Source organism: Phreatobacter aquiterrae, assembly GCF_053471285.1.
The window spans coordinates 90,851-114,090 of record NZ_JBJPHW010000004.1; the positions used below are offsets into that span (position 1 = coordinate 90,851).

The 23,240-nt window shown below is 68.7% G+C and carries 20 protein-coding genes; 9 read left to right on the forward strand and 11 right to left on the reverse strand.

What is annotated here, in order from left to right:
* Positions 1-13: 13 nt before the first annotated feature.
* Both ACJ4V0_RS07950 and ACJ4V0_RS07955 read left to right on the forward strand, forming a co-directional pair.
* Positions 14-1,156 (forward strand): acyl-CoA dehydrogenase family protein, encoded by a 1,143-nt coding sequence (locus ACJ4V0_RS07950; protein WP_448299038.1) that lies wholly within the window; start codon positions 14-16, stop codon positions 1,154-1,156.
* 9 nt (positions 1,157-1,165) lie between these two features.
* Complete coding sequence (locus tag ACJ4V0_RS07955; RefSeq protein ID WP_448299039.1) at positions 1,166-2,296, forward strand: CaiB/BaiF CoA transferase family protein; 1,131 nt, start codon at positions 1,166-1,168, stop codon at positions 2,294-2,296.
* A 3-nt stretch (positions 2,297-2,299) separates the two neighbouring features.
* On the opposite strand, the gene ACJ4V0_RS07960 is transcribed toward ACJ4V0_RS07955, so the two are convergent.
* The 6 genes from ACJ4V0_RS07960 to ACJ4V0_RS07985 all read right to left on the reverse strand — a co-directional run bounded on the left by ACJ4V0_RS07960 (position 2,300) and on the right by ACJ4V0_RS07985 (position 7,740).
* Positions 2,300-4,213 carry an AMP-binding protein gene (locus ACJ4V0_RS07960; RefSeq protein WP_448299040.1) on the reverse strand — a complete coding sequence of 638 codons (1,914 nt, stop codon included), beginning with the start codon at positions 4,211-4,213 and terminating at the stop codon, positions 2,300-2,302.
* A 3-nt stretch (positions 4,214-4,216) separates the two neighbouring features.
* Entirely contained in the window at positions 4,217-4,513 is a 297-nt protein-coding gene (locus tag ACJ4V0_RS07965) for a Dabb family protein (protein ID WP_448299041.1), read from the reverse strand.
* A gap of 27 nt (positions 4,514-4,540) precedes the next feature.
* On the reverse strand, positions 4,541-5,302 hold the full coding sequence (locus ACJ4V0_RS07970) for an SDR family NAD(P)-dependent oxidoreductase (protein WP_448299042.1): 762 nt from the start codon (positions 5,300-5,302) through the stop codon (positions 4,541-4,543).
* A gap of 17 nt (positions 5,303-5,319) precedes the next feature.
* Positions 5,320-6,096, reverse strand: coding sequence for an SDR family NAD(P)-dependent oxidoreductase (locus tag ACJ4V0_RS07975; protein WP_448299043.1), 777 nt, complete (start codon positions 6,094-6,096; stop codon positions 5,320-5,322).
* Positions 6,097-6,150: 54 nt separating this feature from the next.
* Complete coding sequence (locus ACJ4V0_RS07980) at positions 6,151-6,900, reverse strand: SDR family NAD(P)-dependent oxidoreductase (protein ID WP_448299044.1); 750 nt, start codon at positions 6,898-6,900, stop codon at positions 6,151-6,153.
* Positions 6,901-6,999: 99 nt separating this feature from the next.
* On the reverse strand, positions 7,000-7,740 hold the full coding sequence (locus tag ACJ4V0_RS07985) for an SDR family NAD(P)-dependent oxidoreductase (protein ID WP_448299045.1): 741 nt from the start codon (positions 7,738-7,740) through the stop codon (positions 7,000-7,002).
* A gap of 340 nt (positions 7,741-8,080) precedes the next feature.
* Between ACJ4V0_RS07985 and ACJ4V0_RS07990 the strand changes: the two genes are divergently transcribed.
* Entirely contained in the window at positions 8,081-8,857 is a 777-nt protein-coding gene (locus ACJ4V0_RS07990) for an IclR family transcriptional regulator (protein ID WP_448299046.1), read from the forward strand.
* Positions 8,858-8,902: 45 nt separating this feature from the next.
* Complete coding sequence (locus ACJ4V0_RS07995; RefSeq protein WP_448299047.1) at positions 8,903-10,630, forward strand: thiamine pyrophosphate-binding protein; 1,728 nt, start codon at positions 8,903-8,905, stop codon at positions 10,628-10,630.
* Between the two features lie 39 nt (positions 10,631-10,669).
* Here the strand turns inward: ACJ4V0_RS07995 and ACJ4V0_RS08000 are convergent, their stop codons facing one another.
* Both ACJ4V0_RS08000 and htpX read right to left on the reverse strand, forming a co-directional pair.
* Positions 10,670-12,016: an RsmB/NOP family class I SAM-dependent RNA methyltransferase gene (locus ACJ4V0_RS08000; RefSeq protein WP_448299048.1), complete on the reverse strand. Its 1,347-nt coding sequence runs from the start codon at positions 12,014-12,016 to the stop codon at positions 10,670-10,672.
* A gap of 55 nt (positions 12,017-12,071) precedes the next feature.
* Positions 12,072-12,998 carry a zinc metalloprotease HtpX gene (gene htpX / locus ACJ4V0_RS08005; protein ID WP_448299049.1) on the reverse strand — a complete coding sequence of 309 codons (927 nt, stop codon included), beginning with the start codon at positions 12,996-12,998 and terminating at the stop codon, positions 12,072-12,074.
* A 152-nt stretch (positions 12,999-13,150) separates the two neighbouring features.
* Here htpX and fdxA point away from each other — a divergent pair, with 152 nt between their 5' ends.
* The 3 genes from fdxA to ACJ4V0_RS08020 all read left to right on the forward strand — a co-directional run bounded on the left by fdxA (position 13,151) and on the right by ACJ4V0_RS08020 (position 15,606).
* Positions 13,151-13,486 (forward strand): ferredoxin FdxA, encoded by a 336-nt coding sequence (gene fdxA / locus ACJ4V0_RS08010; RefSeq protein WP_448299050.1) that lies wholly within the window; start codon positions 13,151-13,153, stop codon positions 13,484-13,486.
* A gap of 397 nt (positions 13,487-13,883) precedes the next feature.
* Positions 13,884-14,471 (forward strand): CarD family transcriptional regulator, encoded by a 588-nt coding sequence (locus ACJ4V0_RS08015; protein WP_448299051.1) that lies wholly within the window; start codon positions 13,884-13,886, stop codon positions 14,469-14,471.
* 262 nt (positions 14,472-14,733) lie between these two features.
* Positions 14,734-15,606 (forward strand): RNA polymerase factor sigma-32, encoded by an 873-nt coding sequence (locus tag ACJ4V0_RS08020; RefSeq protein WP_448299052.1) that lies wholly within the window; start codon positions 14,734-14,736, stop codon positions 15,604-15,606.
* A gap of 6 nt (positions 15,607-15,612) precedes the next feature.
* Here ACJ4V0_RS08020 and ACJ4V0_RS08025 read toward each other — a convergent pair whose 3' ends face one another.
* The 3 genes from ACJ4V0_RS08025 to ACJ4V0_RS08035 all read right to left on the reverse strand — a co-directional run bounded on the left by ACJ4V0_RS08025 (position 15,613) and on the right by ACJ4V0_RS08035 (position 17,280).
* Positions 15,613-15,846, reverse strand: coding sequence for a Trm112 family protein (locus tag ACJ4V0_RS08025; protein ID WP_448299053.1), 234 nt, complete (start codon positions 15,844-15,846; stop codon positions 15,613-15,615).
* Between the two features lie 69 nt (positions 15,847-15,915).
* Positions 15,916-16,590: an LON peptidase substrate-binding domain-containing protein gene (locus ACJ4V0_RS08030; protein ID WP_448299054.1), complete on the reverse strand. Its 675-nt coding sequence runs from the start codon at positions 16,588-16,590 to the stop codon at positions 15,916-15,918.
* 87 nt (positions 16,591-16,677) lie between these two features.
* A complete protein-coding gene (locus ACJ4V0_RS08035; RefSeq protein WP_448299055.1) occupies positions 16,678-17,280 on the reverse strand; it encodes a peroxidase-related enzyme in 603 nt (200 codons plus the stop codon).
* A gap of 264 nt (positions 17,281-17,544) precedes the next feature.
* Here ACJ4V0_RS08035 and ACJ4V0_RS08040 point away from each other — a divergent pair, with 264 nt between their 5' ends.
* Positions 17,545-22,377, forward strand: a complete 4,833-nt coding sequence (locus tag ACJ4V0_RS08040) for an NAD-glutamate dehydrogenase (RefSeq protein WP_448299056.1) — start codon at positions 17,545-17,547, stop codon at positions 22,375-22,377.
* On the forward strand, positions 22,374-23,240 hold the full coding sequence (locus tag ACJ4V0_RS08045) for an alpha/beta hydrolase family protein (protein WP_448299057.1): 867 nt from the start codon (positions 22,374-22,376) through the stop codon (positions 23,238-23,240). Before ACJ4V0_RS08040 ends, ACJ4V0_RS08045 begins: the two co-directional genes overlap by 4 nt.

Consider the following 23,240-nt stretch of genomic DNA (forward strand, 5'->3'; position numbering starts at 1 on the left):
GGGACGCCGCGCCATGATCCTCAACGAACAGCAGACGATGATCCGCGACATGGCGCGCCAGTTCGCGCGGGAGCGGCTCGCCCCGAACGCCGCGCGCTGGGATCGTGAGTCGCATTTCCCCATGGCCGAGATCCGCGAGATGGGCCGCCTCGGCCTGATGGGCATGAACGTGCCCCCCGAATGGGGCGGTGCCGGCGCCGACTATGTCTCGACGGCCCTGGCTCTCGAGGAGATCGCGGCCGGCGACGCCGGAACCTCCACCGTCATGAGCGGCCACAACTCGGTCGGCTGCATGCCGGTGGCCACCTTCGGCAACGACGACCAGAAGGAGCGCTTCCTCAGGCCCATGGCCGAGGGCCGGATGATCTCCGCCTTCCTTCTCACCGAGGCCCATGGCGGTTCGGATGCCGGCGCACTGACCACCCGCGCCGTACGCGATGGCGACCACTACGTCATCAACGGCGCCAAGCAGTTCATCACCACCGGCCGCAACGCCGATGTCGCGCTCATCTTCGCCCGCACCGGCGCGGACGGCCCCAAAGGCATCTCCGCCTTCATCGTGCCCACCGCCTCGCCCGGCTACGTCGTCGTCAGGCAGGAGGAGAAGCTCGGCCAGCATTCCTCCGACACCTGCCAGATCGCCCTTGTCGACCTGCGCGTGCCGGTCGAGAACCGTCTGGGCGCGGAGGGGGAGGGCTACCGCATTGCCCTCTCCAACCTGCAGGGCGGGCGCATCGGCATCGCGGCGCAGGCGGTCGGCATCGCCCGGGCCGCCTACGAGGCGGCGCTCGCTTATGCCAACGAGCGCGAGGTCTTCGGCAAGGCGATCATCGACCACCAGGCGGTCGGCTTCCGCCTCGCCGCCATGGCGACGCGCGTCGAGACTGCGCGGCAGATGGTGCTGCACTCCGCATGCCTCGCCGATGCCGGCCAACCCTGCCTGATGGAGGCCTGCATGGCGAAGCTCGTCGCCTCCGAGGCGGCCGAATGGGTCTGCTCGGAAGCCATCCAGACGATGGGCGGCTACGGCTACCTCGCCGACTTCCCCGTCGAGCGCTACTACCGCGATGCCCGCGTCACCCGCATCTACGAGGGCACCAATGACATCCAGCACCTCGTCATCCTGCGCGAGATACGCCGACGCCAGGCGGCCTGAGGACAGGTCATGCCGCCCTCCGCTCCGCCTCTCGCCGGCCTCAAGGTCCTCGACTTTTCCACGCTCCTGCCGGGTCCCCTGGCCGGGCTGCTTCTGGCCGAAGCCGGCGCCGAGGTCATCAAGGTCGAGCGGCCCGGAACCGGCGACGAGATGCGCGGCTACGCCCCGCCTTTTGACGACGCCGGCGGCAATTTCGCCCTGCTCAACCGCGGCAAGACCAGCCTCACCGCCGACCTCAAGGACGCCGGGGACCGTGAGCACGTGCGCGCGCTCGCCCTCTCTGCCGACATCCTCATCGAGCAGTTCCGTCCCGGCGTCATGGAACGCCTGGGGCTCGGCTACGAGGTTCTCGCGGCGGACAATCCGCGTCTCATCTACTGCTCGATCACCGGCTACGGACAGACCGGCGCGCGGGCGCAGCAAGCCGGTCACGACCTCAACTACATGGCCGAGACCGGCCTTCTCGGCCTCTCGCGCGGCGTCGACGGTGCGCCTGTCCTCCCCCCGGTGCTCGCCGCAGACATCGCCGGCGGCGCCTATCCCGCCGTGATGAACATCCTGATGGCGCTGGTCGGCCGTTCCGCGACCGGGCGTGGCTGCCATCTCGACGTAGCCATGGCCGACAACCTCTTCACCTTCGCCTATTGGGGTCTTGCAGCCGGTCATGCCGGCGCCTGGCCACGACCGGGCGCGGAACTGGTGACCGGCGGCTCGCCGCGTTACCAGATCTACCGGACCGCGGATGGCCGCCACCTGGCGGCAGCGCCCATCGAGGAGCGGTTCTGGCAGGTCTTCTGCGACCGGATCGGCCTTGCCCCGGACGAAAGGGACGACGCCGCTGACCCCGAAGGCGTCCGCCGCCGCGTTACCGATCTCATCCGGCAGCGAAGTGCCGCGGAGTGGCGCGACATCTTCGGCAATGCCGATGTCTGCGTGTCGGTGGTCGCGGCGCTGGAGGAAGCGGCCGGCGATCCCGCCTTCATCGCGCGCGGCCTCTTCGCCCGCACGGTTGCCGGACGGGAGTCGTCCATGCCGGCGCTGCCGGTTCCGCTCGACGCCGGCCTGCGCGATGCAGCGGCCGAGCGGCCCTTCCCGGCCCACGATGACGCGGCCCGCCGCTTCGGCTGGGCGGCGCGGTAGGACTCAGCCGCGCATCGCCGCCGTCGCGGCCTTCAGGTCATCCACCGCCTCCGGGTTGACCAGGCCGGAGAGGTCGCCGACCGGCTCGCCCAGCCAGACCGAACGCACGACGCGGCGCATGATCTTCATGCTGCGCGTCTTCGGCAGGCCCGAGACGAAGGTGACCGCCTTGGGTCGGAACGAGGCGCCGAGCCCGGCGACGACCGCCTGACGTAGTTCCTCGGCGAGTTCCGGCGTCGCCTTGACGCCGCGCGCCGGCACGCAGGCGCAGACCACCGCCGATCCCTTGATCGGATCGGGCACGCCGATCACCGCCGCCTCGCCCACCTTGCCGGTGCCGAGCAGCAGGGCCTCGATCTCCGAGGGACCGGTGCGCTTGCCGGCGATCTTGATCGTGTCGTCGGAGCGGCCGTGGACGAACCAGTGGCCATCGGCATCGACGGAAGCGAAATCGCCGTGAATCCACAGGCCCGGCACCTTCGCCCAGTAGGCCTCGATGAAGCGGTCCGGGTCGCGCCACAGACCGCGGGTGAGGCCGATGGACGGCACGGTCAGGGCGAGTTCCCCCACCGCACCGCGCGGCAGCGGGCGGCCGCTGTCGTCGACCACGGCGGCGCCCATGCCGGGGATCGGGCCGACGAAGGCGCCCGGCGGCAGGTCCCGCCCGAGCATTGTGCCGGCGACGATGCCGCCGCCGATCTCGGTGCCGCCGGAATAGTTGAGGATGGGCGCGCGGCCCTTGCAGACATGGGCGAGGAACCAGGTCCAGGCCTCCGGCGTCCAGGGTTCGCCGGTCGAGGCGGTGACGCGCAGCGAGGAGAAGTCGAAAGCCGCGACCACCTCGGGCGGTTGCTGGATGAAGTTGCGCACCATGGTCGGCGCCACGCCGAGGAAGCTGACGCGATGCTGGTCGGCAAGGCGCCAGAGCCGGCCCGGGTCCGGATAGTCCGGAGTGCCCTCGGCAAGCACCATGGAGGCGCCGACCAACGGTACGGCGACAGCGAGGATCGGTCCGGTGAGCCAGCCCATGTCGCTCATCCACAGGAGCCGGTCGTTCTCGGTCAGATCGAGGATGATGCCGAAGTCCAGCGCCACCTTGGTCATGAAGCCGCAATGACTGTGAACCGTGCCCTTCGGCTTGCCGGTGGTGCCGGAGGTGTAGACGATCATGGCCGGGGCGTCGGCCTCCATCTCCTCCGCCGGGCAGGCCTCGGCGGCGGCGACGAGATCGTGCCACCAGATAGCCTCGCCGACGGCCTTGCCGGGATGGCGGGCCACGACCACGACATGGTCGAGGCTCGGAACCTGCGGCCGGACCTGTCCGATGATCTCCGCCATGGCGATGGGGTTGCCGCGCCGGTAGGTGACATCGACGGTGACCACAGCCTTCGCCTGCGCATCGACCAGCCGCTCGATCACCGCCTGAGGCCCGAAGCCGGAGAACATCGGCAGCGCGATGCCGCCGATGCGCGTGATGGCGAGAAAGGCGGCGATGGTCTCCGGCAGGAAGGGCATGTAGATGCCGACCACGTCGCCCTTGCCGAGGCCGAGGCGCTTCAGGCCGGCGGCGGCCCGTTCGGCCTCCGCGACGAGGCGGCCATAGGTCCAGCTCCGCGTCTCGCCGTCCTCGCCCTCCCAGATGATGGCGGTCCTGTCACTGTGACCGGCGGCGAGACGCCGCTCCATGCAGTTGTAGGCAAGGTTCGTCGTACCGCCGATGCACCATTGCGGCCACGCGATGCCTTTCGACGTGTCGAGCACCTTGTCGAAGGGCTTGAAGAAGACGAGCCCGTGGAAGTCCATCACCGCCGGCCAGAACCACTCGGGGTCGCGGTCGGCGCGCTCGACCAGCGCCTCGTAGCTGTCGAAGCCATGGCGCTGCATGAACAGCTCGAGCTGGAACGGGCTGGCGGCCATGGCTCAGGCTCCCTTGTCGGTGTCGAGGACGACGATCCGCGCCATGCGCGTCGTCATGAAGGCCTTCATCTCCTGGTGCGCCGGCGAGACCTGGTAGGCGTCGTGGGCGGCCGAGGAGGTGAAGACGCCGACGATGCCGTGGGTCAGCCCGTCGCTGCGCGCCGCGATGTTCTCGCGCATGAAATAGTCGATGACGCCGTCGCACTCCGCCCTGATCCGGTCGACATAGTGCTGCGCCCTCGCGAAGAAGGCGGCATCGGCTTCGGCCGTGAAGCTCATCAGGACGATGTGGTGAAACATGGCGGGCAATCCCGTGTGCTGCTGGCGCTAGCCGATGGTCCAGCCGCCATCGACGATGAGGGAGGCCCCCGTCATCAGCGACGAGGCGTCCGAGGCAAGGAAGACGGTCGCGCCCATCAGGTCCTCGACGGTGCCGATGCGGCCGAGCTTGATCTTGGTGGTGACGTGGGCGCGGAAGGCCGGATCGCTCAGCGCCGGCCGCGTCATCGCCGTCTCCGTGAATGTCGGGCAGAGGCTGTTGACCCGGATGCCATAGCCGGCGAGGTCGATAGCCATCGCCTTGGTCATGCCCTCAACAGCGAACTTGCTGGTCGTGTAGGCGGAGCGGGCGGCGAGCGCGATGTGGCCCGCCTGGGACGATATGTTGACAATCGACCCCTTCACGCCGGCGGCGACCATGCGGCGCGCCACCGCCTGGGCGGCGAAGAAGGCGGCGCGGACATTCAGCTCGATCACCGCATCGAGTTCCTCCTCGGTGACCTCGAGGAACGGGCGCGGGCGGTTGGTGCCGGCATTGTTGACGAAGACGTCGTAGGCGGGGCGGGCGTCCATTGCGGTGCGGAAGGCGACGAGGTCGGTGACGTCGATGACCAGCGTGTCGGCCTTGCCGCCGGTGGCGCGGATTTCGGCTGCCGCCGCCTCGATCTCGCCCGCGGTGCGCGCTGCGAGCGTGACGGTGGCGCCGGCCTCGGCAAGGGCGGCGGCGAGCGCGACGCCGATGCCGCGGCCGGCGCCGGTGACGAGGGCGCGCTTGCCGTCGAGGCGGAAGCTGGGGGTTCTGGGCAGCATGATCGCCGGTCCTCCGCTCAGCCGAAGGCCAGGTAGCCGCCGTCGACGGTCAGCACCGAACCGTTGACGAAGTTGGCGGCGTCCGAGGCGAGATAGACCGCCGCTGGCGCGATGTCGTCCGGCCGCCCCCAGCGGCGGTTGGGCACGCGCTCGGTGAGCTTCGCCGTGAAATCCGGATTGGTGTGGAGGACGCGGGTGAACTCGGTGGCGATGTAGCCGGGCGCGATGGCGTTGCAGGTGATGCCGAGGGGGCCGAGCTCAATGGCGAGCGCCCTGACCAGCGAGGTCACTGCACCCTTCGCCGCCGCATAGGCGGGAATCTCGGCCTTCGGCGCCTGCACGGCGATCGAGCCGATCATGATGATCCGCCCGAAGCCGCGCGCGGTCATCTCGGGTATGGCGGCGCGGGTGCAGAGGAAGGCGCCGTTGAGATGCGTGTCGATGACGGCGCGCCATTCGTCGTAGCTGAAGTCGACGAAGCGCTTGCGCTTCTGGATGCCGGCGTTGTTGACGAGGATGTCCGGACCGCCGACGGAGGCCGCGATCGCCGCCATGCCCTTCGTCACGGCGGCCTCGTCCGTCACGTCGAATGCCTCCGCCGAGCCCTTCCAGCCCGCAGCCTTCAGTTCCGCGAGCCTCGGCTCGAGTGCCGCGGGATCGAGGTCATTCAGCACGACATGGGCGCCAGCCGCCGCCAACCCCAGCGCGATGCCCCAGCCGATGCCGCGGGCCGAGCCGGTGACGAGGGCGGTCCTGCCGGCGAGAGGCAGGGCGGGAGTGCGTGCATCGGTCATGGGACGATCCGTGTCGGGTGGGGAGAATGGGCGGGGATGATGGCCGGGTCTGCGTCAGTGCATGTAGGCGCCGCCGTTGACGTCGAGCGTCGCGCCGCAGATGAAGCTCGCACCGGGCGAACAGAGGAAGGCGATAGGCCAGGCAACCTCCTCCGGCTCGCCGAAGCGCGGAACCGGCATGACCTTCAGGGCATTGGGATCCGCTGTCGCGGTCATCGCCGTGCGCACCGAACCCGGAGCGACGCCGTTCACCAGCACTTCCGGCGCAGCGCGGCGGGCCAGCCAGCGCACCATGGTGTGGACAGCCCCCTTGGACGCCGCATAGGGGAGCGGCGAATGGGCATAGGTCCCGCCCGTATGGGCCGCCACCGAGCCCATCAGCACGATGCGGCCCTGACCGCGCGCTTTCATCCCCGGCAGCAGCGCCCTGGCGAACTGGGCGGGGGCCCGAACGTTCACCGCCATGACCGCATCGAAGTCGGCCTCCCAGCGCTCCTCGGTCCAGGCCGAGGTCGGGAAGATGCCGGCATTGAGCACCGCGCAATCGATCGGACCAACTGCGGCGCAGAGCGCGTCGATATCTTTGCGGGACGTCACGTCGCAAGGGAGGAAACGATGGCTCCGCCCTTCGGACGAGAGGCCATTCATGAGGTCTGACGCCTCGGCACGATCCGTCAGGACCAGTTCGGCGCCGAGTTCAGCCAGGAGACGAGCCGTTGCGCGGCCGATGCCGCCGGCGGCGCCGGTCAGCAGGATGCGCCGGCCCGTCAGGTCATAGGGGCGCAGCGCCAGGGGGTTCGACATCGGGCTTTCCTCGGGTTTCCTGTCAGGGGTCGCGCTCTTCAGGAGCGTCTCTTGTCGTAGGCCGGCCGCATCCGGCCGACAGGTGCCATCGCAGCACGATCAGTGGATGTGATAGCCCCCGTTGACGTCGACGACCGTGCCGGTGACGTAGGCGGCGAGCGGGCTCGCCAGAAACAGGATGACGCGGGCGACGTCCTCCGCCGTGCCGAAGCGGCCGAGTGGAATCGTCTCGCAGATCGCCCGCCTGCGGTCGGCGTCGTACTTGCCCTCGGTCATGCCGGTTTCGATGATGCCGGGAGCCACGGCATTGGCCCGGATGCCGAGCGGCCCGCATTCCCGTGCCGTCGCCTTGGTGAAGCTGATGACGCCGCCCTTGGCCGCCGCATAGTGCGAGCCCCCGAGGAGCCCACCACCGCGCTGGGCGGCAATTGATCCGAGATTGACGATGGCCGGCGAGAGCCGGCTCTGCCTGAGGTGCGGAAGCGCCGCCTGCGTCATGTTGAACGTGCCGATGAGATTCACCTCCAGCATGCGTGCGAACTCTTCGGCGGTGAGGTCGGGAATGCGCGTCGGCGCCACGATCCCGGCATTGTTCACGAGGATATCGAGCCCGCCGAAGGCCGCCGCGATCTCCGCGACGGCGGCGCGACAGGCCTCCGGATCGGCGATGTCGACCCGCCGTCCGACCTGGCCCGCCGGCAGCAACGGCTCCGCGAAGTCGCGGTCGAGGACGATGACCTTCGCTCCGTGCTCGACGAGGAGACGGGCCGTCGCCTGCCCGATTCCGGCCGGATGGCCGCCTCCGGTCACGATCGCCCTGCGGTCCTTAAGCAGCATCATTCGACGGTCTCTTCTTTCACTGACTGAATGTTCATTCATTCATCAGGCAATGCAAGACGAAAGATCGGTCGGGGTCGGTGCGCGCCCTCGCGGCTATCGGCGGCAGGGATTCCCAACCGGCGTTCCGCTGTGCTTATCGCTGCCGTTTCCGATGCCCCAGCGATCGCTCCGACGCTTTCACGCTCGCCATGCGCCCGCGGAATGCCTCGGCTGCGATCGCTGGGCGAACTCCTGCAGGAAGAGACAATTCCAAAAACAGACGCTTGTCGCGCCAGAAAATTGGAATATCAAGGAGCGAGGCCGGCATCGGGTTCGCTGCGCCTTGGATCGGGGACGCCGCGTGCAGGACATTTCCGCCAAGATGGTCGAGCGCATCGCGGCGATCCTGCGCGTGCTGGCCGCAGGCGACGACCGTGGCGCCTCCCTGCAGACGATCGCCGAGTCGCTCGCCCTCAAGAAGCCGACGGCCCACCGCATTCTCTCCGCGCTGACCGACAACGGCCTCGTCTTCCAGGACATGACGACCCGCAACTATCGCCTGGGCCACGCGGCAGCCGTTCTCGGACGCACCGCCTTCGAACAGGATATCGCCGGTGCGGCGCGCGCCTCGCTGGTCCGGCTGGCGGGCCTGAGCGGCGACACGGCTTTCGCCTCGGCGATCGAGGGACCCGCTGCCATCTGCGTCGCCCGCGAAGTCGGCGACTTCCCGATCCGCACCCTGACCCTGTCCGTCGGCGACCGCCGGCCGCTCGGCGTCGGCGCCGGATCGTTGGCCCTGCTGGCCGCCTTGCCGGACGAGGCCATCGAGCGCGCCCTGAAGCGCAACGAGACCTGGCTGCGCGATTTCCAGGGGTTCGACGCGGCGTCCTTACGCGAACGGGTCGCCGAGACGCGGGCGCGCGGATACGCGGAGAACGACGGCCGCATCGTTTCCGGCATGGCGGGCGTCGCGGTTCCCGTCCTCGATGCCGACGGCCAGCCGCTGGCCGCCCTGTCCATCGCTGCGATCCGGGACCGGATGACGCCCGAGCGCATCCCCGAACTCGTCCAGGCCCTTCGCGCCGAGGCGGCCGTGGTCGCCGCCCATCTGAGATATCCGCGCGTCGCGGCCGCCTGAGCGGCTTTGCGACGCCACATCCATTCCAACGGGAGAGAAACCACAATGAGCGACAACGAAATGACCGGCGGCGAGGCGCTCGCCCGCATGATCCAGGCCTTCGACGGCGGACCGATGTTCGGCATGGGCGGCTTCCAGTTGCTGCCCTTCTATGACGCCGCGCGACGTCTCGGCCTGCAGCACCACCTGATCAACGACGAGCGCGCCGCCGTCTTTGCCGCCGACGCCTATGCCAAGGTCTCCGGCAAGGTCGGCCTTGCCGACGCGACGCTCGGACCCGGCGCCACCAACCTCGTCACCGGTCTCGTCGAGGCGCTGAATGCCGGCACGCCCATGGTCGCCTTGGTCGGCGACACCAACCGCGAGCATTCCTGGAAGAACATGACGCAGGAGAGCCGCCAGCTCGACATCCTGCGCCCCTGTGTCAAGGAGGTCATCCGCGTCGAGATGATCCAGCGTATCCCCGAGTTGATGCGCCGCGCCTTCGCGGTGGCGACCTCCGGCCGGCCCGGCCCGGTGGTCGTCGACGTGCCGGAGGACATCTGCCACGGCACCTACGGCTTCTCCGATGAGGACTTCAAGGTCAATCCGCGCCATGGCGCGGCTCCTTCGATCCGCTGCCGGCCTGACCTAGCCGATCTCGAGCGGGCCGCGCGCATGATCGCCGAGGCCAAGCGGCCGATCATCCTCGCCGGCGGCGGCGTCCACCTGTCGGGCGCGGCGCAGGCGCTGACCGATTTCGCGCGCGCCTTCAATATCCCGGTCGCCCACACCATGAGCGGCAAGGGCGCCGTGCCCTGCATCGACCCGATCAGCGCCGGCCTGTTCGGCCGCTACGACCGCATCGCCAACGCCCTGATCGAAGCCTCCGACCTCATCCTGGTCCTCGGCTGCAAGCTCGGCGAGATCGCCACCAAGCGCTTCACCGTGCCGCCCAAGGGCAAGACGGTGATCCATATGGATATTGTCGCCGAAGAATTCGGCCGCACGCTTGAGCCCGCGCTTGCGCTCTGGGGCGACGTCCGCGCCGGCATCGCCGATCTCCATGCTGCCCTGAAGGACTCCGCTCCCGCAATCCGCGCCCGCCTTTCCGGCTATGCCGCCGAAGTGCCGGCGAAGATGGCGGAGTGGCGCGAGGGCGTCTCTGAGCGCCTCAACTCCGACGAGACGCCGGTGTCGATGGCCCGCCTGCTCACCGAGATCAACCGCGCCCTGCCGGCCGACGGCTATCTCGTCGCTGATGGCGGCTTCGCGGCGCACTGGGGCGGCCTCCTTTTCGACACCAAGCAGGCCGGACGCGCCTTCGTGCCGGACCGCGGCTTCGCCTCGATCGGCTATGGCCTGCCCGGCGCGCTGGGCGTCGCCATGGCCGCGCCGGGCAAGCAGGTGATGAGCCTCACCGGCGACGGCGGCTTCAACATGATGCTGGGCGAACTGGAGACGGCGCGCCGCACCGGCCTGAAGTTCACGGTCATCGTCGTGAACAACGCCGCGTCTGGCTACGTGAAGGCGCTGCAGCACCTCGTCTATGGCCCCGGCGCCTACCACGCCTCCGACCTCGCCGAGACGAACTATGCGGTGGCCGCCAACGCGCTCGGCTGCCACGGGCTGCGCGTCGAGGAACCGGGCCAGCTCGCCGGCGCCTTGCAGGAGGCCATGGCCCATGACGGGCCGTCGGTGGTCGATGTCGTCGTCACCCGCGACCCCGCCAAGATGCTGCCAGGCGTCGACAACCGCGCGGTGAAGATGAAGAAGGGCGACCGCCCCGCCTGATCGGCGAGGAGGATCGGGGTCGGCGGTGCCGGCCCCGGTTCAGCCCCCGCGGACAAGCCGCGCGGCAAAGAAGCCGTCGAGCCCGGCACGCGCCGGGTCCGTGTCCGGCCAGTGGGACGGCAGCGTCCGCAGGAACCCCTCCGGCGTGACGAAGGGTGCGATGCCGGCGATCTCGTCCGGGCGGATGGGATCGAGCGCGAGGCGCGGTTCGCGGGCGAGAAGCGCGGCGATCTGCAGTTCGCCCTCCTCCGGCTCCAGCGAGCAGGTGCAGTAGACAGCCCTGCCGCCGGGCTTCAGCAGACCGGCAAGGCGGTCGAGCAGGCGCGCCTGCAGGCGGGCGAGACCCTCGACATCGGCCATCGCCTTCAACTGCATCACGTCAGGATGGCCGCGCACCGTGCCGGTGGCCGAGCAGGGCGCGTCCAGCAGGATCGCGTCGAAGGTCCCTTCGAGCTCCAGCGCGTCGACCGCGCGCGTCTCCACGGCCAGCTTCAGCCGCGCCATGTTCTCGGTCAGCCGCTCCAGCCGGCGCGCCGAGCGGTCGACGGCGGTGACACGGGCGCCGGCGCAGGCGAGCTGGGCGGTCTTGCCCCCTGGTGCGGCGCAGAGATCGGCGACCGCGAGACCCCTCACGTCACCAAGGAGACGGGCCGGCAACGCGGCCGCAGCATCCTGAACCCACCATTCGCCATCGGCATAGCCGGCGAGTTCCGGGATGGCGCCCTCGGGCTTCAGCCGCACCGATCCGGTCGGTGTCACGAAACCGCCCAGCCGGGCGGCCCAGCCTTCCGGATCGGACTTCACGGTGAGATCGAGGGGCGGCTCACTGGCGAGGATCGCCGCCATATCGCGGGTCACCTCAGCGCCATAGGCGGTCGTCCATCGCTCGCGCAGCCAGGGCGCGAGATCGTCGAGCGGATCGAGGGAGGCAAGAGCCTCCGCCTTGTCGCGCCCGAGGCCGCGCAGCACCGCATTGACCAGCCCGGCGAAGCCTTTCGCCTTGCGGTCGGCCTCCACCATGCGCACGGCGCTGTCGACGGCGGCGTAGTCGGGGACGTCGAGGAAGAGGATCTGGCAGGCCGCCGTCCGGAGCACGGTCTGCAGCCGCGGCAGCCCGTCGGGAAGGCCCTTGGCGAGACGCTCGGCCAGCAGACGGTCGATGGTGCCGAGACGGCGCAGGGTCGTCGCGGCGATCTTGCGGGCGAGCGCCCGGTCGACCGGCTCCAGTTCGGTCGGCGTCTCCAGCGCCTCGTCGAGGGGGCGGCGGCGCAGCAGGACGGCCTCGACGAGGTCACAGGCCCGCCTGCGCGCCGGCAGGCCGGGATGGGCGGCAGGCTTTGGCTTGATGGTCTTCGGCCGGGCCGGGTGAAACGGGCGCTTGGTCATGGCGCCCGTCTAGACCCCGCCCCGTCCCGCGGCAAGGCGGCAGGCCGGAAGGGCGTCAGCCCCAGGGGCCCCCGCGGCGGGCGTTGCTGCCCCAGGGGGCCGCCTGCGGCTGCTGGTGCTGCACATAGCCGCCAGTGCCCCAGGCCTGGGCGAGCTGCTGCAGCGCGGCGATGCGGTTGCCCGTATCCGGATGGGTGGAGAACAGGTTGTCCATCCGCTCACCCGACAGCGGATTGATGATGAACATGTGCGCCGTCTGCGGATTATGCTCGGCGGTGTTGTTGACCGTCTGGTCATGGGCTCCGGCGATCTTGGCGAGCGCCGAGGCGAGCCAGACCGGATTGCCGCAGATCTCGGCGCCCAGCTTGTCGGCCTCATACTCGCGCGAGCGCGAGATCGCCATCTGCACGATGGCCGCGGCGAGCGGGGCGAGGATCATCATGGCGATGGAGCCGATGATGCCGAAGCCGCTGCGGTTGTCGCTGTTGCCGCCGGAGAAGGCGGCGAAGTTCGCCAGCATGGACACTGCGCCGGCCAGCGTCGCCGTGATCGTCATGGTCAGCGTGTCGCGGTTGCGGATGTGCGCGAGTTCATGGGCGATGACGCCGGCCACCTCCTCGCGCGTCAGGGTGTTGAGCAGGCCGGTATTGACGGCGACCGCGGCATTCTCCGGATTGCGCCCGGTGGCGAAGGCGTTGGGCTGGTCCTCGTGGATGATGAACAGCCGCGGCATGGGCATGCCGGCGCGCTGCGTCATCTCCCAGGTCATCTGGTAGAGGTCGGGCGCCGACTGCTGGTCGACCTCCTGGGCGCCGTACATGTTCAGCACGGCCTTGTCGGACCCCCAGTAGCTCCAGAAGTTCATCGCGGCGGCGACGGCCAGCGCGATCAGCATGCCGGCCTGCCCCCCGATCAGGAAGCCGATGCCCATGAACAGGGCGGTCATGGCGGCGAGGAGGATGGCGGTCTTCATGTAGTTCATGGCGCGTTCCCCATGGAATTCCGCACATAGATCGTGTTCGCGCGACACGCCGGCAAGAGGCGCGTGCGTCGCACCACGAGATCGCTTGCGTACGAACGACCTGATCTGGTAATCGGCGGGATCGACCGACGCCTCGCTGCCGGAGACCCTGCATGACCTATGTGGTCACCGAGAACTGCATCAAGTGCAAGTACACCGATTGCGTCGAGGTCTGTCCGGTCGACTGCTTCTACGAGGGCGAGAACTTCCTCGTCATCCACCCCGACGAGTGCATCGACTGCGGCGTCTGCGAGCCGGAATGCCCGGCGGAAGCCATCAAGCCGGACACCGAGCCGGGGCTCGAGAAGTGGCTTGCCATCAATACCGACCTTGCTGGCAAGTGGCCGAACATCACGCAGAAGCGCGACCCCCTTCCCGATGCCAAGGACTGGGACGGGAAGGCCGGCAAGGAGCCCCTCCTGTCGCAGCAGCCCGGCAAGGGCGACTGATCGCCCCTGCGGTAACCACATGCGCCAAAACGGCGGCGCGAACCCACGGGGTCAAGGCTGTCTTGCGCCCAAGCCTTTGATTTCGGCGAAATTTGTGGTATGGTGCCACTACAGTCGAACAGAAGCGGTCCCACCGGTACGCTCCCTTCAGTGCGGGGCGTTATTTTTCGGAAAACTCCGATGAACTGTCGCGAAGGGCCCGTATGGGTGCTGATCGCGCCGCCGAAGGTCGTTTTTCATCGTCTGACGTCAGGGGACGCCGGGCATTCCCGTCCAGAGCCCCTTGTCGCGCGAAACGCCGCGGCGCCCTCGGGCGACCGCGGGCCCCCATGCGGCGCCAGCCGCGGAACGGGCATCACCAGCGGCCGTTGCCGGCCGGCGAGGAGTAAGGCGCAGCATGACCGTGAAGAAGAACGCGCAGACCCGTCAGGGCTTCAAGACGAGCGAGTACATCGTCTATCCGTCCCACGGGGTGGGCCAGATCGTCTCCATCGAGGAGCAGGACATTGCCGGCTTCAAGCTCGAACTGTTTGTCATCACCTTCGAGAAGGACAAGATGACCCTTCGGGTTCCCACCGCCAAGATCGCGCAGGTCGGCATGCGCAAGCTTGCCGAGCCCGATCTGATGGCGAGGGCCATGGAGGTTCTTAAGGGTCGCGCCCGCATCAAGCGCACCATGTGGTCCCGCCGCGCCCAGGAATACGAAGCGAAGATCAATTCCGGCGATCTCATCGCCATCTCCGAGGTCGTCCGCGATCTCTTCCGCTCCGACGCCCAGCCCGAGCAGTCCTATTCGGAGCGTCAGCTCTACGAACAGGCCCTCGACCGCATGGCGCGTGAACTCGCCGCCGTCGAGCGTGTCGTTGAGGCCGAGGCCGTGAAGCTGATCGAGGCGCAGCTCGCCAAGGGTCCGCGCCGCGGTCCCGCCAAGGCGGAGGCCGAGGAGGCCGAGGAGAGCGACGAGCCGGAAGTCGAAGCCGCCTGATACGGCGCGGCCGCAGTCCGGCCTTCCGATCAAGACCAGTGGAAACCCGGCCTCGCGCCGGGTTTTCTTTTTGTCGCCCGCGCTGTTGCAGAACAACTCGTGAGTCCAACCCGCGCGACCACCATCACCTCTGCGGCAGAAGGTCGCAAAACCGAGGCGAAGACGGTGATTGACGGTTGATCCGCATGGCCAACACGGTCGTAATCCCTCCGGATTGCCAAGAGCAGGATTACCTGCCGCATCGATCCCAGGGAGATTCGGCATGGCACAGGGTACCGGCGTTGCGTCGCATCTGGCGAAGGCCGCGAAGGATGCGCCCTTCCTCGATCGCGAGGAGGAGTACGCCCTGGCCGTCCGCTGGAAGGATCGCGACGACGAGGTAGCCCTTCACCGGCTGGCCCAGGCGCATATGCGCCTCGTCTTCGCCATCGCCTCGCGCTTCCGCCACTATGGCCTGTCCATGGCCGACCTCATCCAGGAGGGTCATGTCGGCCTCCTGGAAGCGGCCGCGCGCTTCGAGCCGGAGCGCGAGGTGCGCTTTTCCACCTATGCGACATGGTGGATCCGCGCCTCGATCCAGGACTTCATCCTGCGCAACTGGTCGATCGTGCGCGGCGGTACCTCATCGGCGCAGAAGGCGCTGTTCTTCAACCTGCGCCGGCTGCGGGCGCAGCTGTCGCAGACCATGGGCGCGGGCGTCGGCTCCGCCACCATTCACCGGCATATCGCCGAGGCCGTCGGGGTGTCGCAGGCTGACGTCGCCGTCATGGATGCCCGCATTTCGGGCTCCGACCTGTCGCTCAATGCCCCGAGCCACGAAGGGAACGGCGGGGGTTCGGCCGAACGCCTCGACCATCTCGCCGATGTGGCGCCCCTGCCGGACGAGGTGGTGGGCGAGGCCATCGACAGCGACCGGCGTGTCGTCTGGCTGCGCAAGGCGCTGCACGTCCTGTCGGAAAGGGAACTCGGCATCATCCGGGAACGTCGTCTGAGCGACGAGACGGCGACGCTCGAGGCGCTCGGCGAAAAGCTCGGCATCTCCAAGGAGCGCGTCCGGCAGATCGAGAGCCGCGCCATGGAGAAGCTGCGTCGGGCGCTGCTCGACCAGCATCCGCCCGGCGCGGCGATGCTCTGAGGAGCCTCAGTCGTCCAGGGGACGCGCCTCTTCCGGCAGCATGATCGGAATGCCCTCCCGGATGGGATAGACGAGCTTCGCGCCGCGCGAGATCAGTTCGCCCGCCTCCGCGTCATAGTCCAGCGGACCCTTGGTGACCGGGCAGACCAGCACCTCGAGCAGGCGCGGATCAACGGTTCCCGGCCGCGTCTGCGGAACGGCGGTCCTCGGTTCTGCGGCGGGCTGCAATGGTTCGGACATGGTGGTGCGATCCCTCGAAGGAGCGTCTGTGGACTGATCTAGCCTGCCGGCGCCGCGCGCGCCAGCCGTTCAGTTCAGCGGTGGCTTCACGTCGGCCGGCTTGTCCTTGGCCAGCGCCACCTCGGTGACGGCGACCAGCAGGGCGGCCCGGGTCTTCAGGTCGGGCGCCTCCAGCAGGGCCTGCTTCTCCTTCAGGCCCCAGGGCGACATCATGCAGAGGGCGTTGACAAGGATTTCGGTCGGCGCTCGCTGGATGCCGTCCCAGTCGGCCTCCATGTCGTTGACGTCGAGAAACTCACGAAGTGTCTTCAGGAGGCCCTCCCGGTCGACGTCATCCTCGCCAACGCGCGGCTCGAAATCCCCGGTAAAGGGCTCGAAATCGACCTTGCACTGCCGATAGGCGGTGGTTGCCGCCAGTTCCTCGACAATACGGAAGCGGGAAATGCCGGTCAGGCTAAGCATGTAGCGCCCGTCACCCGACTCGGCGATCTGCGTGATGCGGCCGACGCAACCGATCGTGGACAGGGCCGGCCGCTTCGCATCCTCGTCCGCCGGCACCGGCTGCACCATGCCCACCAGCCGATGCCCCGCCAGGAAGGAATCGTCGATCATGGCGAGGTAGCGCGGTTCGAAGATGTTGAGCGGCAACTGGCCGCGCGGCAGCAGCAGGGCTCCCGGCAGCGGAAACACCGGGATGACGTCCGGCAGATCGGCCGGGCCGCGATAGGTGACGTTGGTTCCCATGGTCTTCAGCTCCGTGGCGCCACGACAGGGATCAATCTCGTCATCTAGGGGCGTCGAAGGCGGCTGCCAGCCCCGGACTGTGTCAAATCAGCGTGCGGTGGAGTGATATTCCGGATTGGGCCGCATGTCGGTGGCGGACGCCATGCGATTTGACATGTTGTAGAAGGCGGCGGTGGCCGAAATGTCCCATATGTCGCGGTCGGTGAAGCCCACCTTGCGCAGGGCCTCGCGGTCCGGATCGTCGACCGTCCAGGGCGCCTCGGTCAGTTTCACGGAGAAATCCAGCATGGCGCGCTGGCGCGCATCGAGCCGGGCGGCGCGGTAGTTCATGACCATCAGTTCGCCCAGTTCCGGGTCCCCGGAGAGCTGGCGGACAGCCGCGCCATGGGCGGTCAGGCAATAGTAGCAGCGGTTCACCGACGACACCGCAACCGCGATCATCTCGCGCTCCAGCTTGCTGAGACCCGAGGGCGCCAGCATCAGGTCGTTGTACATGGCCGCGAAGGCCTTCAGCTTGGCGAGGTCGTGCGCGTAGGCGAGCAGCACGTTCGGCACATAGCCGATCTTGTCGCGACACTTCTGGAAATAGGCCTCGATCTCCGCGTCGAGTGGCGCCTGCGGCAGATCGAGGGCGATGATCGGCTCGGCGACTGCCTTGCGCGTCTTCGTCGGCTTCTCGGCGCTCTTCATGGCAGCCGCGGCAGGCTTGGCCGCAGGCTTTGAGGCAGACTTTTCACCGGGTTTTGCAGCCGGCTTGGTAGCGGATTTTGCAGCACGCGCAGCCATGGACCCATCTCCCGATGTCGTCGCGGCCGAGACCGATCCGGCTCCGTCATCACCGCGTCGCAAGGCTCGTAGCATGGCCCCTGCGGCGGGCGAAATTGTCTTTACGACCGAGGGCCCGCGTGGTCATCCTGCCTGCAACAACACGAATCCCCCGTCGAGGAGATCAGTATGAGCAATCGGGCCGAGGACGCGCGGGGGGCCGCGGCCATCATCGACCAGGCGGGGATCATCCTCCGCGGCACGGAAGCCAGCGTGCCGGCCGACTACGTCGCCGACCTGTTCGGCCGCGCCGACCCCGAGGACGTCGTCGCTTACGACGCCCGCGACCTGGCCTCCCTCGCCGCGCAGAGCTATGCCGCCTTTGCCAGGCGCCCCCCGGGCCAGTCGGCGATCCGGCTGTTCGACCCGGAACCGACATCGGCGGCCTCGCAACTCGCCTCGGTCACGGTGATCGAGGTCGTCAACGAGAACATGCCATTCCTGGTCGACTCGGTCCTCGGCGTGCTGAGCGAACAGGGCCTGAGGGTGCGCCTCGTTGTCCACCCGATCCTCACCGTCGAGCGCGAGCACGAGGGCACCCTGTCCGCCTATCGCGGCCTCGACCAGAGCGACCAGGCCACGCGTGAAAGCCTCATTCACGTCCACATCGACCGGATCGGCGACGAACCGCGGCGGGCAGCGCTCGAGGCAGAACTCGCGACCACCCTCGCCGACGTGCGCATCTGCGTCGCCGACTGGAAACCGATGCAGGAGCGCGTCCGCGCCATCATCGAGGACCTCAAGTCCAACCCCGTCCTGCCCGTGACCGAGATGGCGGAGGGGATCCAGTTTCTTGAATGGCTGGCGGCGAACAATTTCACCCTGCTCGGCATCCGCGACTATTCCTATGTCGGCGGCGTCGCCGAGGGGCAGATGGAGCCGGAATTCACCTCCGGCCTTGGCATCCTGCGCGACGAGAACGTCCGCATTCTCAGGCGTGGCACCGATCTCGTCATTATGACGCCGGAACTGCGCGAGTTCCTGATGCGCCCCGTTCCGCTGATCATCACCAAGGCGAACGTCCGCTCGCGTGTGCATCGCCGCATCTACATGGACTATGTCGGCGTCAAGCGCTTCGACCGGAACGGCCAGCTCATCGGCGAGGCGCGCATCGTCGGGCTCTTCACCTCCACCGCCTATACCCGCTCAACGCGCACCATCCCCTATCTGAGGCGCAAGGTGGACCGGGTGCTCACCCGCGCCGGCTTCGATCCGGACGGACATTCCGGCAAGGCGCTGGTCAACGTGCTGGAAGGCTATCCCCGCGACGAACTGTTCCAGATCGACGACGAGACGCTGTTTGCGCACGCGACCGCCGTGATGCAGCTCGAGGACCGGCCGCGCGTGCGCGTGCTGCCCCGCGAGGACCGTTTCCACCGCTTCGTCTCGATCCTCGTCTACGTGCCGCGCGACCGATTCGACACGACGGTCCGTCTCGCCATCGGCCAGCATCTGGCCGCCGTCTATCAGGGCCGCGTCTCGGCCTTCTATCCCTTCTTCCCCGACGGGCCGCTGACGCGCGTCCACTTCATCATCGGCCGCAGCGAGGGCGAGACGCCGCGCATCGACCGGGCCGACCTCGAGGCGGCGGTGGCGCGCATCGTCAGGACCTGGAGCGACGGACTGGGCGAGGCCATCGCGCTGATCCACGGGCCTGCCCGGGCCGGCGATCTCATGGCCCGCTACCGCGACGCCTTCTCGGCCGCCTACCGGGAGGCCGTGCCCGCCGAGAGCGCCATCGGCGACATCCGCATCCTCGAAGGCCTGTCGGACGCGCGTCCGCTCGCCATCGACTTCTACCGTCCGAACCCGACCGACCGTCTGGAGGCTGGGCTCAAGGTCTTCTCGCGCGGCCGGCCGATTCCCCTCTCAGAACGGGTGCCCATCCTTGAGGCGCTGGGCTTTGCGGTGGTCGACGAACGCACCTACGAGGTCGCCCCGAAGGGCGAGGGCACCGCGCCGGTCTGGCTGCACGACATGTCGCTGGCCCGCCCAAGCGGACAGGCGATCGACCTGGAGGCCCTCGACGAGAAGCTGGAGGCCGCCCTGATGGCGGTGATGCGCGGCGATGCCGAGAGCGACGGCTTCAATGCGCTGACGCTGGAGGCGGGCCTCGCCTGGCGCGACGTCGCGGTCATCCGCACGCTGGCCCGCATGCTGCGCCAGATCCGCGCGCCCTTCAGCCAGGACTACCTCTGGGCAACGCTGCGCAAGCACGCGGCCATCGCCAAGGGCGTGGTGCTGATGTTCCACCTGCGCTTCGACCCGCGCCTCGGCCTGTCGGTGGAGGAACGCCACGCCAGGCAGGCCGACCTGATGACGCGGTTCGAGGAGAGCCTCGCCCAGGTCACATCGCTCGACGAGGACCGCATCCTCAGGGCCTTCATCAATCTGATCCAGGCTGCGCTGCGCACGAACTTCTACCAGACCGGCGAGGACGGGCAGGTCAGGCCGACCATCGCCATCAAGTTCGAATCGAAGAAGATCGACAATCTGCCGGCCCCGCGGCCGCTCTACGAGATCTTCGTCTATTCGCCGCGAGTCGAGGGCGTCCACATGCGCTTCGGCAAGGTGGCGCGTGGCGGCCTGCGCTGGTCCGACCGGCCGCAGGACTTCCGCACCGAGGTGCTGAGCCTGGTCAAGGCACAGCAGGTGAAGAACGCCGTCATCGTGCCGGTGGGGGCGAAGGGCGGCTTCGTGCCGAAGCGGCTGCCGCCGGCGAGCCAGCGCGACGCGTGGCTGGCGGAAGGCACCGAATCCTACCGCATCTTCGTGCGTTCGCTCCTGCAGCTCACCGACAATATCGAGGGCAGCAGCATCGTTCCCCCGCCCGAGACCGTGCGCCACGACGGCGACGACCCCTATCTGGTGGTCGCTGCCGACAAGGGCACGGCAACCTTCTCCGACACCGCCAACCAGCTTTCCATCGAGAAGGGGCACTGGCTCGGCGATGCCTTCGCCTCGGGCGGCAGCCAGGGCTACGACCACAAGAAGATGGGGATCACGGCGCGCGGCGCCTGGGAGGCCGTGAAGCGGCACTTCCGTGAGATGGGCACCGACATCTCGCAGTCGCCGTTCACCGTGGCCGGCGTCGGCGACATGTCGGGCGACGTCTTCGGCAACGGCATGCTGCTGGAGAAAACCATCAAGCTGGTCGCCGCCTTCGACCACCGCGACATCTTCCTCGACCCCTCGCCCGACCCGCAGGCGGCATGGGCCGAGCGCCAACGGCTGTTCGACCTGCCGCGCTCCTCCTGGGCCGACTACGACAAGAGCCTGATCTCAGCTGGCGGCGGCGTCTTCTCGCGCTCCGCCAAGTCGATCGCCCTGTCGCCGCAGGCGCAGGCCGTCCTCGACCTGCCGAAGGCCGAGGCCACCCCGCAGGAGGTGATGAACGCCATCCTGAAGGCGCCAGTCGACCTCCTGTGGTTCGGCGGCATCGGCACCTATGTCCGCGCCGCGACCGAGACCGACGACCAGGCCGGCGACCGGGCCAACGACGCCATCCGCATCACCGGCGGCGACATCCGGGCGAAAGTGGTCGGCGAGGGCGCCAATCTCGGCATGACCCAGCGCGGCCGCATCGAGGCCGGCCGCAAGGGCGTACGCCTCAACACCGACGCCATCGACAATTCGGCCGGCGTCAACACCTCGGACCTCGAGGTCAACATCAAGATCGCCCTGACGACACCGGAGCGCGACGGCCGCCTCGACCCTGAGGCCCGCAACGCCCTGCTGGCCGACATGACAAACGAGGTCGGCGCGCTCGTGCTGCGCAACAACTACCTGCAGACCCTGGCGCTGTCGCTGTCGCAGCGGCGCGGCCTCGAGGACCTCGGCTTCCAGCAGCGGCTGATGCAGAACCTGGAAACGGAGGGCAAGCTCGACCGGGCGGTGGAATACCTGCCTGACGGAGCAGAGCTTGCCGAACGGCGGCGGCGCGGCGACCCTCTGACGCGGCCGGAGATTGCGGTGCTCCTCGCCTATGCCAAGATCGATCTCTACGACGACCTTCTGGCCTCCAGCGTGCCGGACGACCCCTATCTGGCGCGCGAACTGATCCGCTACTTCCCTCGGCCGGTGCAGGAGCGCTTCCCGGATGGGGTCGAGACACATCGGCTGCGCCGCGAGATTATCGCGACAGGGCTGTCCAACTCGATGATCAATCGCGGCGGACCGGCCTTCGTCGCCCGCCTCATCGACCAGACGGGCGCGGACGTGGCGACCATCGCCTCCGCCTTCGCGGCCGTGCGCGACGCCTATGGCATGACGGCGCTCAACACCGAACTGGATAGCCTCGACAATCGCATCGCCGGAACCCTCCAGCTCGAACTCTATGCGGCGATCCAGGACCTGCTGATCGACCGGGTGATCTGGTTCATCCGCAATGTCGACCTGACGGGTGGCCTCGCCGATGTCGTCGCCCACCATCGGGCGGGCATCGAGGCGGTGGCGGCAAGCCTCGACACGGCGCTGCCGCACGACGCCGCCGCCCATCGCCATGCGCGGACCGGCGAGTTGCGCGCCGCCGGCGTGCCGGACCCGCTCGCCGGCGTGCTCGCCAGTCTCGACCATCTCGCCGCCGCCCCCGACATCGTGGCTGTCGCGGACCAGACCGGGCGCAGGGTCACCGATGTCGCGGCAACCACCTTCGCGGCCTCCGCCGTCTTCCGTCTGGACCAGATGAAGGCCGCGGCCCGGGCCATCACGGTCACCGACTATTTCGACCGGCTGGCGCTGGACCGGGCGCTCGATTCCATTGCCGATGCCGAACGTCGCATCGCCGCCGACATGGTGGCCGGCAATGCCTCGGGTCAGGCTGCCGTCGACGCCTGGATGGGAGTGCATGGCGCGCGCGCCGAGCGCATCCGCACGGCGGTGTCCGAGATCGCAGGGTCCGGCCTCACCGTGTCGAAGGCGACCGTGGCGGCGAGCCTGCTCGGGGACCTTATGCGCGGATGATGCGTCGCACCGTCCTGGCCCTCGCCGCAGCGCTGGTTCTCGGCGCCTCGGCCATGGCGCAGCAGGCGGCGCCCGAGGGCCCCGAGGGACAGCTCCACCGCGAGCAGGTTTGGCGCCTTCCGCACACGGCCGACGAGGGACGCCAGATCGCGGCCATCGTCTTCCGACCGCCCGGCGATGCACCGCGGCCGCTCGTGCTCCTGACGCACCACACCTCGGGCGAGGCCGCCCGCAACGGGGATCCGAGCCACGGCATTTACCCGCATGTCGTCGACTGGTTCGTCGAGCGGGGCTATGTCGTCGCCGTCGTCCACCGGCGCGGCTACGGGCTGACGGGGGGCGAGCGGGCGGAGCGCTTTTCCTGCGCGCGGCCCAACCACTTCGCCGCCGGCCGGGCGGATGCCGCAGACCTCACCGCAGCCATCGACGCGCTCACCGGGCTGCCGTTCATCCGCAAGGACGCGGTCATCGCCCTCGGCCAGTCGACCGGCGGTTGGGCTGTGGCCGCCCTGGCGGCGGAAAATCACCCCGCCGTCGCTGGCGTGGTCAATTTCGGCGGGGGGCGGCGCGGTCGCTCCGGTGCGACAGGCGAGGCGTGCGCGCTGGATGCTCTCGTCCGCGATGCCGGCGTCATCGGTCGCCGCGCACGCACGCCATCGCTGTGGATCTACACGGAGAACGACCTGTCGTTCCCGCCTGCCCTGGCAAGATCGATGGCAGAGGCGTTTCGCGCTGCCGGCGGCGTGCTGGAATTCCGGATGATGCCGCCCTTCGGCAGGGACGGCCACGCGCTACTTCCCAACGGCAATGGCATCCCGATCTGGGGCCCCGAGGTCGAGCGCTTCATCCTGCGGTTCAGATAG